The organism is Pseudomonas sp. ASL4 (assembly GCF_056680395.1).
In genome coordinates this window covers 5,260,801-5,275,946 of the sequence record NZ_CM155280.1, presented here as the reverse complement: position 1 = coordinate 5,275,946, position 15,146 = coordinate 5,260,801, and the positions used below count along the sequence as shown (strand labels likewise).

Sequence of the window (15,146 nt, the reverse complement as noted above, 5' to 3'; positions counted from 1 at the left end):
GCTAATGAAAATTCGAGAGGTCAGCATGCAAAGTAAAGTCGATGTTGCGGTGATGATCGGCAGCGGTGTGCCTGCCTGTTTGCGCGCAATGGGGCAGAGTGTTTGCTGGGTCGTGCTACTGAATGGCGAGCGCCGGGGGACGGCGTTTTCCAGTCGCGATGAAGCCGAAGAGTGCAGGGCTGCCTGGCTGGCGCAACTGAGTGTCGAGCGACCTGACAGCCTGCATTGACTGCCCGGGCTAGTGAGTCTGATGCATGCGCAGGTTCAGGTCGTCGACCACCCGCGCCCAATCGGCATCTTCACGCAGTTGTTCTTTGAGAAAACCGGCCTGTTGCGGGGTCCAGAATTCGGCATCGATCAGTTTTTTGTCGTCGGCCATGGGTGAGTGGCTGGCGATGAAATCGTCGATGGCCTTCTCGCTGGAGTCCAGGCCGAGCTGATCGAACAAGCCTTTCAAGTCGTGTGTAGGTGAATCCATCTTCATCTCCTTGCGGGTCGCGTCGAATGCGAAATCTGAGGTGCGGCTTCAATGCATCTGAGGGAGCCGCGCTTCAGGAGTTCGATAGCGATGGTCAAAAGCAGGAGTGAGCATAGACTGCAAACCGGAGTCAGACTTTCAATGCACCTTCATCGACCGCCAGCTTCAGGGCCTTGGCGGCTTCCTGGGCAGCGATGGCCGCAACGTCCGAGGTCTTGAACCAGCGATCCTTCTCGACCTGGTGATAGGTCACGGTGTTCAAGGGTGGTTTGGCGCGCATGATAATGACAGCCTGGAATTCGCCTTCGACCTCTCTGGCTTCGCCCCGGATAAAAAATTCGCCGATATCAAATTCCGTCACGTAGCAGCCTTCCCTTGGAAATAGTCTGTTGTAGTGAAAGCCGTCCGCCGAGGGGACGGGTTTCATGGGGCGCGCAGTATGGCAGTAGTTGCCCGCCGACGGCTGAGTTAAGTCGTCGGCATGACGAAACGTCATTTGATGCTCGGCGTCAGGTACGCGCTGCCAGAGAGCGGGCGAGGGCGCAGGCTTCGTTATGGTCGGTGCGGAAACCTCTGACGCGACCGGTGGCGGTTTCCTTGATGTGGAAGAATGACTTGCCGGCCGGTACCACCTGAAAACGCGGCAGGGCAAGCGCTTGAAGGGGCAGGGCATGGGCCTGAAACAGCAGCGGGTGCAGGGGCGCAAGGTGGTTTGTTTGAGGCGTTGAGTGATTTGCAAAGTGGGTCATCGTGCACATAAGAAGTCCTTTTCCTGTTTTTACCGACGTGTGTGCGTCGTTTTGAGTAGTCGGGTTGAGCATCGCTGCTCTAGAATCGCCATCAGTGGTTGGCGATTGGTAGCCATCTAAAGCAATTTTTTACGGGCGATATGTCGGAAAAGTGCTTTTCTTGAAGCGTTTTTTCCCTAAAGTTAGTAGTCCGGCTTTTCTGGTCCCCAGAAGGATGTTTTCCTTCAACTTCTGGCGAACGTCAGGGAGGACGGCGCGAGTGACAATCCAGTAATCTTACTTACCTCGCGATGGATGAGCGCTCTGCTCAATCCAGGATTTCAACTCGGCTCATTCGGCAACACATTCGCCATGGCCGCTTTTTTCTGCTGTGCGTTTTTCCTGCGTACAGCATCATTTTCGATGTGGGGATGTTTCCTTGGCAGTAAGTAATCTTGATATGCATGCGTTGTTCGTACTGGGTGATTTGCGTGCAAAGTTGGTTAAACAGTTTCAGTCGCGTTTTGTCTATGTCACCGAACAGAACGCGGAAGGCATTTACATTGCCGAAATCGATACCGAAGCCGCCCTGGTGGTGGACGACAAACCTGGCCTTAAACTCAAGGTCGGCGATCATTTCAGCGCCTCGGTATTACCCAGCCGCGAAGGCGGCAAACTGGACATCAAGTTCCGCGAAATCAAACTGACCGTTTACGGCTTGGGTGACTATGCGTTTGTGACGACAGCTGACGGTCACGGCATTGTGTTCAAGGAAGGTCATAGCGTGGTGATGGTGTTCGCCGCCCACGAGCAGTTGCAGGAAGGCCTGACCAAAACCCTGAAAGCCGTGACGGCCAAGGCTGCCAAGTGGCGCAAGGGTGAACTGGTGACCTTCAAGGCCAGCGAGTAATGCCGCTGACCCGCGCCGATTTCCACGAGCAGAACCTCGCCAGTGCGCAAGCCGAGGCCCAGCGCCTTTTCGCACAAAAGGCTGTTCTGCAAGGCGGTTGGCTGACTTGGGTGGCTTCACAGCTCTACACCTTGCGTCCGGCGGAGTACGCCAGCATGGTGCGAAGGGAGCTTGCGTGCTTGCAGCAACCTTCTGAAAAATAATTACGCCCCTCGTTTGCCGCTAAAAAGCAGGAACCTCTACTACAGTCAGTTGACTGAGTATTCAGAGGCTTGCGGTCTAGTCTGTCAGGCCATCCTGCTATTGCTGTGAACAGCATGAGGTGCAAAAGCATGAAAGGACTTCGACGGTTGCTGGCCGCTACCCTGGCCACGTTCGGTTTGCTCGCTGCGCCGGTCCCGGTATTTGCTGCCCAGGCCCCGATTCACTTCGCCGACCTGAACTGGGAAAGCGGCAGCCTGATCACCGATATCCTGCGGATCATCGTCGAAAAGGGCTACGGACTGCCGACCGATACCTTGCCGGGAACCACCATCACCCTGGAGACCGCCCTGGCCAACAATGACATCCAGGTCATTGGCGAAGAGTGGGCCGGGCGCAGTCCGGTGTGGGTCAAGGCCGAGGCCGAAGGCAAGGTCGCCAGCCTGGGCGATACGGTGAAGGGCGCCACCGAAGGTTGGTGGGTGCCGGAATACGTGATCAAGGGCGATCCGGCCAAGGGCATCAAGCCGCTGGCGCCGGACCTGCACAGTGTCAGCGACCTGCCGCGCTACAAGGATGTGTTCAGTGACCCCGAAACCCCGGGCAAGGGGCGCTTTCTCAACAGCCCGATCGGCTGGACCTCCGAAGTGGTCAACAAGCAAAAACTGACGGCCTATGGGTTGAACGACAGTTATGTGAATTTCCGCAGCGGCTCGGGTGCCGCGCTGGACGCGGAAATCACCTCGTCGATCCGTCGTGGCAAGCCGGTTCTGTTTTATTACTGGTCACCGACGCCGTTGCTCGGGCGCTTCAAGCTGATTCAGCTGGAAGAGCCGCCGTTTGACGCCGAAGCCTGGAAAACCCTGACCGACGCCGACAACCCGAATCCGAAGCCGACCCGTTCGTTGGCCTCGAAACTGTCGATTGGGGTGTCCACGTCGTTTCAGAAGCAGTACCCAGAGGTCGCCGCATTCTTCAGCAAGGTCGATTTGCCGATTGGACCGTTGAACAAGGCCCTGGCCGAGATGAGTGAAAAGCACACCGCTCCGCGTCAGGCTGCCGAGGCATTTATGAAGATGCATCCGGAGGTTTGGCAGGCGTGGGTGCCGAAGGATGTGGCGGATAAAGTTACCGCCAGCCTTCAGTGAACATTGTGGCGAGGGGGCTTGCCCCCGCTCGGCTGCGCAGCAGTCGTAAACACTGAAAACGCGGTGCGACTGAACAAATGCCGGGGCCGCTTCGCAGCCCAACGGGGGCAAGCCCCCTCGCCACAGGTATTTGCAGGTTTTAGAACTTCGTCTGTACGGCTAACTCGAAGGTGCGCGGTGTGCCGAGGTAATACGCCGGCGAAACATGCGCAAACTCGGCATACACCTCGTTGGTCAGGTTACGCACCCGGCCGGTGACGGTGGTGTGCCGGTCGACCTTGTAGCTCAGGAAACTCCCGAGCAACGTATAGGACGGCACGGTCATGGTGTTGGCGCTGTCGGCAAACACCGAGGCGACGTACCGCGCATCGACGCCGCCCTGCCATTGCGGCGCGAAATCGTAGGTCAGCCACAGGTTGCCGACCCGATCCGGCACGTTAGTCGGCGTGTTGCCCTTGCGTGAGACCACCACGCCAGCGGCGTTCTTCTCGGTGAACTCGTCGTATTGCGCATCGACCCAGGCTAAGTTGCCTTCGGCCAACAACTTGTCGGTGATCCTGAAGGAGGTCGCCAACTCGATGCCTTTGGATGTTTGCTGACCCACCGGGATACTTTGGGTCGGGTCCAGCGGATCGGTCACGGCAAAATCCTTACGCTCAATCGTGTACGCTGCCACCTTCGCCGAGCCGCGACCGTCCAGATAATCGAATTTGCTGCCGACTTCCCACTGCTTGCCGGTGGACACGTCAAAGTCCTGCGTGCCGCTGGGCTGTTCGGCGGCGGTGCTGTACTGCACGTAGACGTTGGCTGTGGGAATGATCTGGTAGGTCAGGCCGGCCCGGCCGGTAATCGGCTCCCAACTGCGCTTGAAGTGTCGAGGATTGCTGGCGGTCACGGCCCGGTGATTGGTCACGTCCAGGTCGATGTCGTCGTAACGCAGGCCGGTCAGCAGCGCCAGTTTGTCGGTCAATGCGAGTCGGTTTTCGACGAACAGGGCTTTGGTGGTGACCTCATTGGTCTTGTCGCTGACCCGTTCTGGATTTGTGCCCGGGATGTCGTAGAAGTGCCCCGGCTGGAAGTTGTTCGGGTCGACGCTGCTGGTGCCTTTGACGTTCAGCGGCGAGTTGGTGGTCTGGTTGACCTTGTACTCGAAGCCGCCGGACCAAGTGGTGTCCAGGCCCAGCAGGGTATTGTCGTGGCGCAGCTCGAACTGGTTGCCGTTTTGCTCACCCTGATGCCGAACCTGATACGCCGTGGAGCGATTCACCGCGCTGTTGTCGGCGTTGTACTGATAGGTTTCGAGGTTGCGGTAATCGCGCTGGCTGTCGAGGTGGTACAGCGTGTTGCGCAACGTCGTGCTGTCGTTGATTCGGTAGTCGATGATCGAGCGAACCCGGATTGTGCGCTGTTCGTAGCGCCCGTCTTCGACGTTGTAGTTGTTGAATCGGTTGTGTTTGTCGATCTTCAGCTCGCCAGCCTTGGGATTGAGCACCGGAGTGCCCCAATAAGGACTGTCCTCATGTTCGTCCTGATATTCCAGGGCCAGGGTGTGGGACAGGTTTGGCGTCAGGTCGCTGAGCAACGAGAACGCCACACTCCAGGCATCGCGCTCCTGACGGTCGATGTAGCCGTTGCTGGTGTTGTGGCTGACGTCGAGTCGCGCGTAGTGCTGCACGTCCGCGCCGGCTTCGCTGAGGGCGTGGTTGAGGCCGAATGCGGTCTCGGTGGTGTCGTAGCTGCCGTAGCTGACCCGACCTTCGACCGCTTGCTCCTCGCGGGTGGCCTGTTTGGTCACGTAATTCAACGAGCCACCCACGGAACCAGCGCCATTGATCAGCGACGAAGGGCCGCCCACCAGTTCGACCCGATCATAAATCCACGCGTCCACGGGGCGAGCCAAGCCGCCCGATACGTTGATGCCACTGACGCCGGGGTTTCGCGTACGCTCAGGCCCAGCCTGGAGGCCGTACCGCTGGATTGGTCAAGGCTCAGCCCCGGTTCGGCATTGGCCTCGCCATCAATGGTGATTGGCGCCAGATCGACGGTGGATTGCGCCCAGGTGTTAACGGACAGGCAGCCGAACAGGCTGGCCAAAAGAGGAAGGTGTTTCATCGATGAATCCTGAATTCTTGACTAGGAAACAGCGCACAGGCAAACGCCACGCGTAGGCGAAGTGGGCTGATCGGAAAGACGAAAAATCAGGCGAAAGGTGGGGCGCGAGGGTTGGCCGAAGGCCAGGTGTGGCGGGCAGGAAGGTCGATGCTGGCAACGGCGGCCAGCGGCGGGCTGTGTTGTTGCGGGAGAATCGCCAGGGTCAGGCTGGAGTTGAGCGCCGGGCCCATGCCGCCGGTGGAGCACAGCGGGCAACCGAACGCCTTGGACAGGGTCGGCAGCTTTTCCTCGGAGGTGTTCGACGAGGCTGGCGCCTGAGTTGCCGGGTCCACGGCACAGAACTGGCCGCCGAGGCCGATGAGTTGCATCCCGACCATTTGCCCATGACCGATGCTGCAGGCGAACACGTTGAACAGGACGCAGCAATAAAGCATCCAGGCCATCAATGTGCGATCAGTTCGGGCGAATCTCATGGGGCGGCACTTTACCTCGCCGAAGACGAATACCCTTACAAAAAAGTTCAATGAAGTTCATCCTGCTGCGACATTTCACGCTGGATGTCTGAATATGAGCCTAATGGTCGCGCAATGGATTGCTGCAATCTTCCTGTTGATCAGTCTGGTCCACCTGTATTGGGCCGCGGGCGGCACGCTCGGGAGTGAAGCGGCGGTGCCGAGAATCCCGGGAGAGGGTGGAGGGGAATCAAGGCCGGCGTTCAAGCCTTCGGGCTTTGCGACGTTGCTGGTGGCGGTCGGTTTACTGCTGATCGCGATGCTGGTGTGCCTGCGGGTCGGCTTGTATTTGCCGACGGTGCAGCACTGGTCGCTGCAATGGGTGATCAGCGCCATCGCGATGCTGATGTTTGCCCGGGCAATCGGTGATTCAAACCTTGTAGGGTTCTTCAAGCAGGTCAAGGATTCGAGATTTGCCCGGCTCGACACCTGGGCTTATTCGCCGTTGTGCGTGGTGTTGGGGGCCGGGTTGTTGGCTGTCGCCTGGGTCTGATCGGCAGGTAAAGCAAAATCAAAAGATCGCAGCCTTCGGCAGCTCCTATGGGTGTACACATTCCCCTGTAGGAGCTGCCGAAGGCTGCGATCTTTTCGCATCTAGCTACCGATTTCGGTACGCCGACTACTCACCTCGGCCGGCACATCATCCCCAGCCATGCGCTTGCGAAACAACGCCGCCCGCGCCAGCAGCAACGTGGTCACCGGCACCGTAATCGCCAACAGAATCGGAATTAGCCATGCATGCAGCACTGGCGCGGACTTGAGCGCCGAAAAGTAAATGATCGACGCCAATGCCACACACCACGCGCCCAAGGTCGAAGCCAGGGCTGGCGGGTGCATGCGCTGGAAGTAATCCTTCATTCGTAACAACCCGACCGCGCCAATCAGTGCGAACAAACTGCTGAGCACCAGCAGGATCGCCACCGGAATCTCGACCCACAACGACAGTTCGCCATTCATTCGATCACCTCGCCACGCAGCAGGAATTTGGCCAGGGCAAACGAACCGACGAAGCCGAACAGGGCGATCAGCAGCGCGGCCTCAAAGTAAGTGTCACTGGCATAACGAATACCCAGCGCCAGCATCATCAGCATGGCGATGATGTACAGATAATCCAGCGCCAGAACCCGGTCCTGGGCCGATGGTCCCTTGAATAGCCGGATCAGGGTCAGGATCATCGCCAGCGAAAAGATGAACAGGCTCAGCACGATCGCGTTCGACAGCAATTCGCTCATTCGAAGATCTCCATCAAAGGACGCTCGTAGGCCGACTTGAAGTGCTCGATAAACGACGCCTCGTCATCCAGATCGAACACGTGCAGCAACAGAATGCTGCGGTCCAGCGCCAGTTCCGACCAGACCGTGCCGGGCACTACCGTACAGATCATTGACAGCGCAGCCAGGCCGTTGGCGTCGCGCAAGTCCAGCGGCACCTTGATGAACGCCGAGCGCGGTGGCCGTCGACCGGCGTTTAGTACGCCCCAGGCCACGGCGATGTTGGACAGCACCACGTCACGACCGATCAGGAAAAACAACCGCACAATCACCCCTGGTCGCCGAATCCGGATAGGCAATGGCCGCAATTTGCGCATCATCAACGGCGCGCAAAACCCCAGCATCGCGCCCAACAGCAGATTGCCAGGGCTGATCGACAGGTTCAGCACCAGCCACAACAGCCACAGTGCCAGGGACAACCACGGCGCAGGAAACAGACGCTTCATGGTTGCACCTCCAGCATCGCCGCTTTCGCTTCGGGACTTGGGACGGAGCGGGTGCCGAGCACCGCCATCACGTATTGCTCCGGGTTGTTCAAGGCTGTTGCGGCGGCCTGGGTGTAGCGCATCAGCGGTTCGGCGTTGAAGGTCAGCGCGATGCTCAGCCCCAGCAGGGCGATGATCGGCACGCACTCAAGGCGTCGCAGCAGCGGCGATGGCCGCTCCTCGGGGGTCCAGAAACGCTGGATACCCAACCGCGAGAAAGCAATCAGCGACGCCAGCCCGGACAGGATCAGCAACGCCAGCAAGCCCCACGCCGCGTTTGATATCGGGACGTCACCGCTGTTGCCAATCCCCAGCGGGTTGAGCAGGGCACTGAGCAAACCGAGCTTGCCAATAAACCCGGAGAGCGGCGGCATGCCGATGATCAGCAAGGCGCAGGCAATGAAACTCAAGCCGAGGAAGGCCATGGTCCAGGGGATCACTTGGCCGACCACGGCTTTCTGTTCGTCGTCGAGGTTGATGCCTTTGGTCGGTTGCAGGGATTGCGGAGGTCGCGTAATGAGATCGGCGTCGTCGAACAGCGGCATTTCATTGACTGAGCGGGAGCGCTCGATCAACTCGGCCAACAGGAACAGCGCACTCAGCGCCAACGTCGAGCTGACCAGGTAGAACAGTGCCGCGCCGATAAGGTTTGGTTGTGCGAAGCCGATGGCCGACAACAGAATCCCGGCCGACACCAGAATGCTCAGGCTGGCCATGCGTTCCAGCCGTTGCGCGGCAAGAATCGCCACGGCCGCGCAGACGATGGTCGCCATGCCGCCGTAGATCAGCCAGTCGCCACCAAAGTAGGCGGACGCCCCGGCCTGGCCGGAGAACAGTAGCGTCCACAGTCGCAGCAAGGTGTAGACACCGACCTTGGTCATGATCGCGAACATCGCTGCCACTGGCGCACTGGCCGCGGAATAGGCCGGTACCAGCCAGAAGTTCAGCGGCCACATCCCGGCCTTCGCCAAAAACGCCACCGCCAGAATTGCCGCACCAGCATGCAGCAGGCCGCGATCAGCTTCAGGTACCAGCGGGATTTTCAGCGCCAGGTCGGCCATGTTCAGCGTGCCGGTGACGCCATAGATCAGTGCCGCGCCAATCAGAAACAGCGACGAGGCCAGCAGGTTGATCGAGATGTAATGCAGCCCCGACGACACCCGTGCCCGGCCCGAACCATGAAGCATCAAGCCGTAAGACGCGGCCAGCAGCACTTCGAAGAACACGAACAGGTTGAACAGGTCTGCCGTCAGGAATGCGCCGTAAAGGCCCATCAACTGTATCTGGAACAGCGCGTGGAAGCTCGAACCGGCGCCGTCCCAACGGGCCATGGCGAACAGCAGGGCGCTGACGCCGATGATCCCGGTCAGCACCAGCATCATCGCCGACAGACGATCGACCACCAGCACGATGCCGAACGGTAATTGCCAGTTGCCCGGCAGGTACACCCCAATGGAGCCAGGCACGCCGGTGGTTTGCGTCCATTGCAGCAGCATCACGGAGATGCCCAGGCCCAGCAGGCTGGAGAACAGGTTGATCTTGGCTTTCAGCGGGCGATGTTTCTCGCCGAGCATCAGCATGATGGCGGCGGTCAGCAGCGGCAGCAGAATCGGTGCGGCGATCAGGTGCGTCATCGCATTCATTCTTTAGGCTCCCGGCCATCCACATGGTCGGTACCGGTCAGGCCCCGAGAGGCCAGCAGCACCACCAGAAACAACGCGGTCATGGCGAAGCTGATCACGATTGCGGTCAACACCAGGGCTTGGGGCAGTGGGTCGGTGTAATGCAGCAAATCCTGCGGCACGCCGTTCTTGATGATGGGCTCCCTGCCAATGAACAGGCTGCCCATGCTGAAGATGAACAGGTTGACGCCATAAGACAGCAGGCACAGGCCCATGACCACCTGGAACGTCCGTGGCCGCAGGATCAGCCAGACGCCGGACGCGGCCAGGACGCCGATGGCGATTGCGATGACTTCTTCCATCAGACGGCTCCTTTGGCGGCAACGGATTTCGGCGCAGCAGCGGATTTCGGCTGCGCGGCGGTTTTGTGACCCCGAACCGACTGGTGAGCCAGGGCGGTGAGGATCAATAGCGTCGAACCGACCACTACCGCGTACACGCCGATGTCGAAGAACAGCGCACTGGCGATATGAATATCGCCCAGAACTGGCAGTTCGAAATGCCAGGTGTGGGTGGTCAGGAACGGATACCCGGCGGCCATCGCGCCAAGCCCGGTGACCGTGGCGAACAGCAGCCCGGTGCCCATCCAGCGCAGCGGCCGCAGGCTCATTTGCGCCTCTACCCACTGAGTGCCGGCGACCATGTATTGGAGGATGAAGGCCACCGACATCACCAGGCCGGCAACAAACCCGCCGCCCGGTTGGTTGTGCCCGCGCATGAACAGGTAGAACGAAATCACCACGGCGATCGGCAGCAACAGGCGCACCAGCACCGCTGGCACCATCATGAAACCGAGGGCGGTGTCGCTGGCCTGACGCGGGTTGACCAGGTCGGTGACCACGTCGGGCGCCAGCAAACGCTGCTGGGCCGGCAATTGCAGGCTTTCTTTCGGTGGGCGGAAGCGGCGCAGCAGGGCGAATACCGTCAGGGCCACGGCCGCCAGCACGGTGATTTCACCGAGGGTGTCGAAGCCACGGAAGTCCACCAGCATGACGTTGACTACGTTGCTACCGCCACCTTCCGGCAGGGCGCGGCTGAGGTAGAACGAAGAAATGTCGTTAGGCGTCTGCCGGGTCAGCATCGCATAGGCCAGCAGCGCCATACCGCCGCCGACCACGGTCGACAACAGCAAGTCGCGGATACGCCGGATGCGCGCCTTGCGCAGGCTGCTTGGTAACGGAGAGACCTCTTCGATCCGTCGCGGCAACCAACGCAGGCCCAGCAGGATCAGCACCGTGGTCACCACTTCGACCACCAGTTGCGTTAGCGCCAGGTCCGGCGCCGAGAACCAGACAAAGGTCACGCAAGTCATCAGGCCACACACGCTGACCATGGTCAGGGCGGCGAGACGGTGATACTTGGCCTGCCATGCCGCGCCGAGGGCACAGGCAATCGCCAGCAGCCACAGGATCACAAACACGATCGACCCCTGAATTTTCGGCCGCTCGCCCCAGCTCAGGCTGCTGTGGAGCATCGGGATCAACCCGGCCAGCACGGCGGCGAGCACCATCAGGAACAACTGGGTTTGCAGGCGCTTGGTGCCGATCCGCCGCTCCAGGCGACGGGCCACGCGCATCATGATCACCAGGCTGCGTTCGAACAGGCGCTTGCCGTTGAACCGGCCAATCAGCGGCGGGTACTTGAAGCGCCCGCGCTTGAGTTGGTTACGAAGCAGCAGGTAAAGCACGATGCCGCCGGACATGGCGATCAGGCTCATGATCATCGGCGCGTTCCAGCCGTGCCATATCGCCAGGCTGTATTCGGGCAGAGTGCCACCGACGACGGGCAGGGCCGCCGCCGCGAGCAACGGGCCGACGACCTGGGCTGGGAAAATCCCGACGATCAGGCAGGTGAACACCAGCAGTTCTACCGGCGCGCGCATCCAGCGAGGCGGCTCGTGCGGAGTGTGCGGGAGGTCGGTGGCGGTCGGGCCGAAGAACACATCGACGGTAAAACGCAGGGAATAGGCGACGCTGAACGTACCGGCAATGGTCGCGACAATCGGCAAGGTCATCTCGACCCAGGCAGTGGCGTTGATGAACACGGTTTCGGCGAAGAACATTTCTTTGGAGAGGAAACCGTTGAGCAGCGGTACGCCTGCCATGGAGGCGCTGGCGACCATTGCCAGCGTGGCAGTGAACGGGATCAGTTTGATCAGGCCGCTGAGCTTGCGAATGTCCCGGGTGCCACTTTCGTGGTCGATGATCCCGGCGGCCATGAACAGCGAAGCCTTGAAGGTGGCGTGGTTGAGAATGTGGAACACCGCGGCCACGGCGGCCAGCGGACTGTTCAGGCCCAACAGCAGGGTGATCAGGCCCAGGTGGCTGATGGTCGAGTACGCCAGCAAGCCCTTGAGGTCGTTCTGGAACATCGCGCAGTACGCGCCGAGCAACAGGGTGCAGGCGCCAGCCCCGCCAACGATGTAGAACCATTCTTCACTGCCGGACAGCGACGGCCATAGACGTGCCAGCAGAAACACCCCGGCCTTGACCATGGTCGCCGAGTGCAGATAAGCCGAAACCGGGGTCGGCGCCGCCATCGCGTGGGGCAGCCAGAAGTGGAAGGGGAATTGCGCGCTTTTGCTCAGGGCGCCGATCAGGATCAGGGGTAGCAGAATAGGGTAGAGGGCATGTGCGCGAATCAGATCGCCGGCGGCCAGGACCTTGTCCAGGTCATAGCTGCCAACCACATGGCCGAGCAGCATGACCCCCGCCAGCAGGCACAAACCCCCTGCGCCGGTGACCATCAGCGCCATATAGGCGCCACGTCGGGCATCGGCGCGGTGGTGCCAGTAGCCGATCAAAAGAAACGAAAAGAGGCTGGTCAGCTCCCAGAAAAACACGATCTGGATCAGGTTGCCGGAGATCACCAGCCCGAGCATGGCGCCCATGAACGCCAGGAAAAACGCGAAAAACCGCGGCACCGGATCGTCCGGCGACATGTAATAGCGGGCGTACAAAGAAACCAGCGTGCCGATGCCCAGCACCAGCAGCGAGAACAGCCAGGCGAAACCGTCCATGCGCAGGACGAAGTTCAGGCCGAGGCTCGGTAACCAGAAGAATTCTTCGCGTATCACGCCGCCATGGGCGATCTGCGGGTACAAGAGAGCGACTTGAATAGTGCCCGCGAGGGCAACCAGACCAGCCAGAAGTGATTCGCTGTTACGCGCGTTATGTGGCAGCAAAGCCGCGACACAGCTGCCGATAAAAGGCAGAAGCAGTAGAACTATCAGGGACATAGGCTTCTAATCTGCGGAAGTTTGTGAAGCATCATACGTGCCAGTTCCCGGATCGCCAAACGCCAACCTGTGGCAGGATCCTACAAGGTAGGCACAAAAAGACGGTTTTTCATTGTTTCAACGCTTTGAAACTCCGCGGGCGCAAAAAGATCGCAGCCTTCGACAGCTCCTACATTGGAATGCGTACCCCTGTAGGAGCTGCCGAAGGCTTTAACGTTCGCCTTCGCGCTCCAATGCTTCGTCGACCGCAATGGCACCTTTACCCTTGGTCTTCAACTCACTGACAATCACCGCCGCCACAATCAATGCTGCCCCAAGCAAGGCAATCGCCGGCAGCCGCTCCCCGGCCAAGCGTCCGGCAATCCCGGCCCACACCGGTTCGCCGGCATAGATCAATGTCGCCCGAGTCGGTGAAACACTCTTCTGCGCCCAGTTCATCGCCACCTGAATCGCCGCACTGGCCGCACCCAAACCCAGGGCGCTGCATAGCAGTAACCAGGAGAAGTCCGGGATCACTTCGTTTGTCGGTACCACCATCAAAAATGCCAACACCGAGGTAGTCGCCAATTGCACCACGGTCACCCGCCGCACATCGACCTGACCGGCATAGGTGCTGATCAGAATAATCTCCGCCGCAATCGCGATAGCGCTGATCAACGTGGCGATTTCACCCGGACTGAAATTCAGCGAAGCCCCGGAAGGCCCCGACAGCAACATCAATCCGGTAAACGCCAGCATGATCCCGATGCTCGGCATCAACCCCGGCCGCCGCCCCAGCACCAGCCATTGCAGCAACGGCACAAACGGCACGTACAACGCGGTAATAAACGCCGACTGACTGCTGGGAATCGTCTGCAACCCGACGGTCTGCAAGCCATACCCAAGCATAATCGCCACGCCGATAAAGGCACCGGCCTTGAGTTCGAACAGGGTCAGTTCCCGCAGCTGACGCCAGGAGAACAGCGCGACGATACTTGCCGCCGCCGCAAAGCGCAGGCCAACGAAAAACATCGGCCCACTGACGGTCATCGCATGCTGTACCAGCAAAAAGGTCCCGCCCCAGACCATGGTAATCAGCACCAGCACGCACTCGGCCTTGCTGAACCGCGAGAAACGGGAAGAAGCCTGAGGGGAATTCACCGACGTCATGACCTTGCGCGCTACCTGAGGCGGACGCACAATGCGCCCGAATGTTGCGCAGTATACTGCCCAACCCTGCCAAGTGAGCAATATAGTGCACAAAGATTCTCCCCCGCGGGCTTCGGTCCTCCAGCACGTCAGCCAGAACGTTCGACGGCTGCGCCACGCCGCCGACATGAGCCAGACCGCCCTGGCCGAAAAGTCCGGTGTCAGCCGGCGGATGCTGGTGGCGATCGAAGCCGGCGAGAAAAACGTCAGCCTGACCACCCTCGACCGAGTGGCCGAAGCGCTGGACGTCGCCTTCAGCGATCTGATCCAGGCCCCGGATGCCCGCGACCCAAGCCGCATCAACGAACTGGCCTGGGCCGGGACGATTTCCGGGAGTAAAGCGGTGTTGCTGTCCAAAGCCACTGCTACCCGCGAGGTGGAGCAATGGGAATGGTGCCTGCAACCGGGCGAGGTTTATCCGTCACAACCGGATGCCGAAGGCTGGAGTGAGCAGATTTTTGTGTTCGAAGGCTGCCTGACGCTGATGCTGGGCGACACAGCGCAGCAAATCGCGGCGGGGGAGTTCTTCATGTTCGCCAGCAACCAGCCCCATACCTATCGCAACGATGGACCGGTGGCGGCGCGGTTTGTGCGTAATGTGGTGATCTGAACACGCAGTCCCGTTCATCGGAAACGCTGCGGAACCTGACATTTTTGACAGTAGACGTCGCTCAGAACATGGCGCATTTGTGGGGTGTATTTTCACATCGGTGATTCGCGCCTCACGAGGGTATAGCCATGAACGACAAAACTCACGCCTCCGACTTTCCAGCCCCTTCCATCCCTTCGGCACAGGACGGTGTCGTGAGGTACACCGCATATGTTGGGTCCTTTGTTTACGTCAAGATCGAGCCTTACGAGAGCATGAGCATCGGGCAAAAGCCGGTTATCCAGGTGCGTTTTAGCGCAGGCGGGAGTACCAACTGGGCGGTTGAGGTGAAAACACAACGCGAGCTCATTGATGGATTATCCAGCGGTTTCACCCGAGAGCATTTGAAAGGCAGCACAAGCCTCACTGTCAGCTTCATGCTCGGTTCCAAAGGGTCCGAAATCCGGACATATGCTGTTGAAGCCCCCGCGAACGAGATGACCTGAGCCCAAGTGTTTCAAGGGCAACAGTTGTTGAACAGTTTGTCTGGTTGAACCGTTTGTCATGGTTGAGTTAATACTTTTAACCTATTGAATAATAAAGA

17 protein-coding genes and 2 pseudogenes are annotated in these 15,146 nt (G+C 59.7%); 7 read left to right on the top strand and 12 right to left on the bottom strand.

Translation table 11 applies throughout. The annotated features are described in order from the left end of the window. Positions 1–25: 25 nt before the first annotated feature. Complete coding sequence (locus AC1MEW_RS23845) at positions 26–229, top strand: hypothetical protein (RefSeq protein ID WP_201257518.1); 204 nt, start codon at positions 26–28, stop codon at positions 227–229. A gap of 9 nt (positions 230–238) precedes the next feature. On the opposite strand, the gene AC1MEW_RS23840 is transcribed toward AC1MEW_RS23845, so the two are convergent. The 3 genes from AC1MEW_RS23840 to AC1MEW_RS23830 form a co-directional block, all read right to left on the bottom strand. Beyond that, positions 239–478 (bottom strand): DUF2789 domain-containing protein, encoded by a 240-nt coding sequence (locus tag AC1MEW_RS23840; protein ID WP_201257517.1) that lies wholly within the window; start codon positions 476–478, stop codon positions 239–241. 130 nt (positions 479–608) lie between these two features. After that, a complete protein-coding gene (locus AC1MEW_RS23835; protein WP_201257552.1) occupies positions 609–839 on the bottom strand; it encodes a hypothetical protein in 231 nt (76 codons plus the stop codon). A gap of 148 nt (positions 840–987) precedes the next feature. Continuing rightward, positions 988–1,236 (bottom strand): hypothetical protein, encoded by a 249-nt coding sequence (locus AC1MEW_RS23830; RefSeq protein WP_201257551.1) that lies wholly within the window; start codon positions 1,234–1,236, stop codon positions 988–990. Positions 1,237–1,645: 409 nt separating this feature from the next. On the opposite strand from AC1MEW_RS23830, the gene AC1MEW_RS23825 reads away from it, so the two are divergent. The 3 genes from AC1MEW_RS23825 to AC1MEW_RS23815 all read left to right on the top strand — a co-directional run bounded on the left by AC1MEW_RS23825 (position 1,646) and on the right by AC1MEW_RS23815 (position 3,465). Beyond that, the gene (locus AC1MEW_RS23825; RefSeq protein WP_201202904.1) at positions 1,646–2,116 is read left to right on the top strand and encodes a hypothetical protein; all 471 of its coding nucleotides are present in this window, start codon (positions 1,646–1,648) and stop codon (positions 2,114–2,116) included. Continuing rightward, the gene (locus AC1MEW_RS23820) at positions 2,116–2,319 is read left to right on the top strand and encodes a hypothetical protein (protein ID WP_201202906.1); all 204 of its coding nucleotides are present in this window, start codon (positions 2,116–2,118) and stop codon (positions 2,317–2,319) included. The genes AC1MEW_RS23825 and AC1MEW_RS23820 overlap by 1 nt, the downstream gene beginning before the upstream one ends. Before the next feature lie 129 nt (positions 2,320–2,448). After that, positions 2,449–3,465 carry an ABC transporter substrate-binding protein gene (locus tag AC1MEW_RS23815; protein ID WP_480423792.1) on the top strand — a complete coding sequence of 339 codons (1,017 nt, stop codon included), beginning with the start codon at positions 2,449–2,451 and terminating at the stop codon, positions 3,463–3,465. Between the two features lie 139 nt (positions 3,466–3,604). Here the strand turns inward: AC1MEW_RS23815 and AC1MEW_RS23810 are convergent. Continuing rightward, positions 3,605–5,577, bottom strand: a pseudogene (locus tag AC1MEW_RS23810) (TonB-dependent receptor). A gap of 86 nt (positions 5,578–5,663) precedes the next feature. Beyond that, positions 5,664–6,050, bottom strand: coding sequence for a DUF2946 domain-containing protein (locus AC1MEW_RS23805; protein ID WP_480423791.1), 387 nt, complete (start codon positions 6,048–6,050; stop codon positions 5,664–5,666). A gap of 94 nt (positions 6,051–6,144) precedes the next feature. Between AC1MEW_RS23805 and AC1MEW_RS23800 the strand changes: the two genes are divergently transcribed. Further along, positions 6,145–6,582, top strand: a complete 438-nt coding sequence (locus AC1MEW_RS23800) for a DUF3995 domain-containing protein (protein WP_201257515.1) — start codon at positions 6,145–6,147, stop codon at positions 6,580–6,582. A gap of 101 nt (positions 6,583–6,683) precedes the next feature. On the opposite strand, the gene AC1MEW_RS23795 is transcribed toward AC1MEW_RS23800, so the two are convergent. The 7 genes and pseudogenes from AC1MEW_RS23795 to AC1MEW_RS23765 form a co-directional block, all read right to left on the bottom strand. Next, the gene (locus tag AC1MEW_RS23795) at positions 6,684–7,046 is read right to left on the bottom strand and encodes a Na+/H+ antiporter subunit G (RefSeq protein WP_201202911.1); all 363 of its coding nucleotides are present in this window, start codon (positions 7,044–7,046) and stop codon (positions 6,684–6,686) included. Then, entirely contained in the window at positions 7,043–7,321 is a 279-nt protein-coding gene (locus AC1MEW_RS23790; RefSeq protein WP_201196316.1) for a K+/H+ antiporter subunit F, read from the bottom strand. Before AC1MEW_RS23790 ends, AC1MEW_RS23795 begins: the two co-directional genes overlap by 4 nt. After that, positions 7,318–7,806, bottom strand: coding sequence for a Na+/H+ antiporter subunit E (locus AC1MEW_RS23785; RefSeq protein ID WP_201202912.1), 489 nt, complete (start codon positions 7,804–7,806; stop codon positions 7,318–7,320). The genes AC1MEW_RS23790 and AC1MEW_RS23785 overlap by 4 nt, the downstream gene beginning before the upstream one ends. Next, a complete protein-coding gene (locus tag AC1MEW_RS23780; RefSeq protein WP_201202914.1) occupies positions 7,803–9,488 on the bottom strand; it encodes a monovalent cation/H+ antiporter subunit D in 1,686 nt (561 codons plus the stop codon). The genes AC1MEW_RS23785 and AC1MEW_RS23780 overlap by 4 nt, the downstream gene beginning before the upstream one ends. Then, on the bottom strand, positions 9,485–9,829 hold the full coding sequence (locus tag AC1MEW_RS23775; RefSeq protein ID WP_201196321.1) for a Na+/H+ antiporter subunit C: 345 nt from the start codon (positions 9,827–9,829) through the stop codon (positions 9,485–9,487). The genes AC1MEW_RS23780 and AC1MEW_RS23775 overlap by 4 nt, the downstream gene beginning before the upstream one ends. Then, positions 9,829–12,765, bottom strand: coding sequence for a monovalent cation/H+ antiporter subunit A (locus AC1MEW_RS23770; protein WP_201202918.1), 2,937 nt, complete (start codon positions 12,763–12,765; stop codon positions 9,829–9,831). The genes AC1MEW_RS23775 and AC1MEW_RS23770 overlap by 1 nt, the downstream gene beginning before the upstream one ends. A 210-nt stretch (positions 12,766–12,975) precedes the next feature. Continuing rightward, positions 12,976–14,005 (bottom strand): annotated as a pseudogene (locus AC1MEW_RS23765) (DMT family transporter). Here AC1MEW_RS23765 and AC1MEW_RS23760 point away from each other — a divergent pair. Beyond that, positions 14,000–14,563, top strand: a complete 564-nt coding sequence (locus AC1MEW_RS23760; protein ID WP_201202920.1) for a helix-turn-helix domain-containing protein — start codon at positions 14,000–14,002, stop codon at positions 14,561–14,563. The pseudogene AC1MEW_RS23765 and the gene AC1MEW_RS23760 overlap by 6 nt on opposite strands. A 128-nt stretch (positions 14,564–14,691) precedes the next feature. After that, complete coding sequence (locus tag AC1MEW_RS23755) at positions 14,692–15,048, top strand: hypothetical protein (RefSeq protein WP_322268229.1); 357 nt, start codon at positions 14,692–14,694, stop codon at positions 15,046–15,048. The last annotated feature ends 98 nt before the right edge of the window (positions 15,049–15,146 follow it).

Bases quoted from the DNA above. Each gene is read 5' to 3' on its own strand.
- AC1MEW_RS23845 (WP_201257518.1), top strand. From the start codon at position 26: ATGCAAAGTAAAGTCGATGTTGCGGTGATGATCGGCAGCGGTGTGCCT.
- AC1MEW_RS23840 (WP_201257517.1), bottom strand. From the start codon at position 478: ATGGATTCACCTACACACGACTTGAAAGGCTTGTTCGATCAGCTCGGC.
- AC1MEW_RS23830 (WP_201257551.1), bottom strand. From the start codon at position 1,236: ATGTGCACGATGACCCACTTTGCAAATCACTCAACGCCTCAAACAAAC.
- AC1MEW_RS23820 (WP_201202906.1), top strand. From the start codon at position 2,116: ATGCCGCTGACCCGCGCCGATTTCCACGAGCAGAACCTCGCCAGTGCG.
- AC1MEW_RS23815 (WP_480423792.1), top strand. From the start codon at position 2,449: ATGAAAGGACTTCGACGGTTGCTGGCCGCTACCCTGGCCACGTTCGGT.
- AC1MEW_RS23805 (WP_480423791.1), bottom strand. From the start codon at position 6,050: ATGAGATTCGCCCGAACTGATCGCACATTGATGGCCTGGATGCTTTAT.
- AC1MEW_RS23800 (WP_201257515.1), top strand. From the start codon at position 6,145: ATGAGCCTAATGGTCGCGCAATGGATTGCTGCAATCTTCCTGTTGATC.
- AC1MEW_RS23795 (WP_201202911.1), bottom strand. From the start codon at position 7,046: ATGAATGGCGAACTGTCGTTGTGGGTCGAGATTCCGGTGGCGATCCTG.
- AC1MEW_RS23790 (WP_201196316.1), bottom strand. From the start codon at position 7,321: ATGAGCGAATTGCTGTCGAACGCGATCGTGCTGAGCCTGTTCATCTTT.
- AC1MEW_RS23785 (WP_201202912.1), bottom strand. From the start codon at position 7,806: ATGAAGCGTCTGTTTCCTGCGCCGTGGTTGTCCCTGGCACTGTGGCTG.
- AC1MEW_RS23780 (WP_201202914.1), bottom strand. From the start codon at position 9,488: ATGAATGCGATGACGCACCTGATCGCCGCACCGATTCTGCTGCCGCTG.
- AC1MEW_RS23775 (WP_201196321.1), bottom strand. From the start codon at position 9,829: ATGGAAGAAGTCATCGCAATCGCCATCGGCGTCCTGGCCGCGTCCGGC.
- AC1MEW_RS23770 (WP_201202918.1), bottom strand. From the start codon at position 12,765: ATGTCCCTGATAGTTCTACTGCTTCTGCCTTTTATCGGCAGCTGTGTC.
- AC1MEW_RS23755 (WP_322268229.1), top strand. From the start codon at position 14,692: ATGAACGACAAAACTCACGCCTCCGACTTTCCAGCCCCTTCCATCCCT.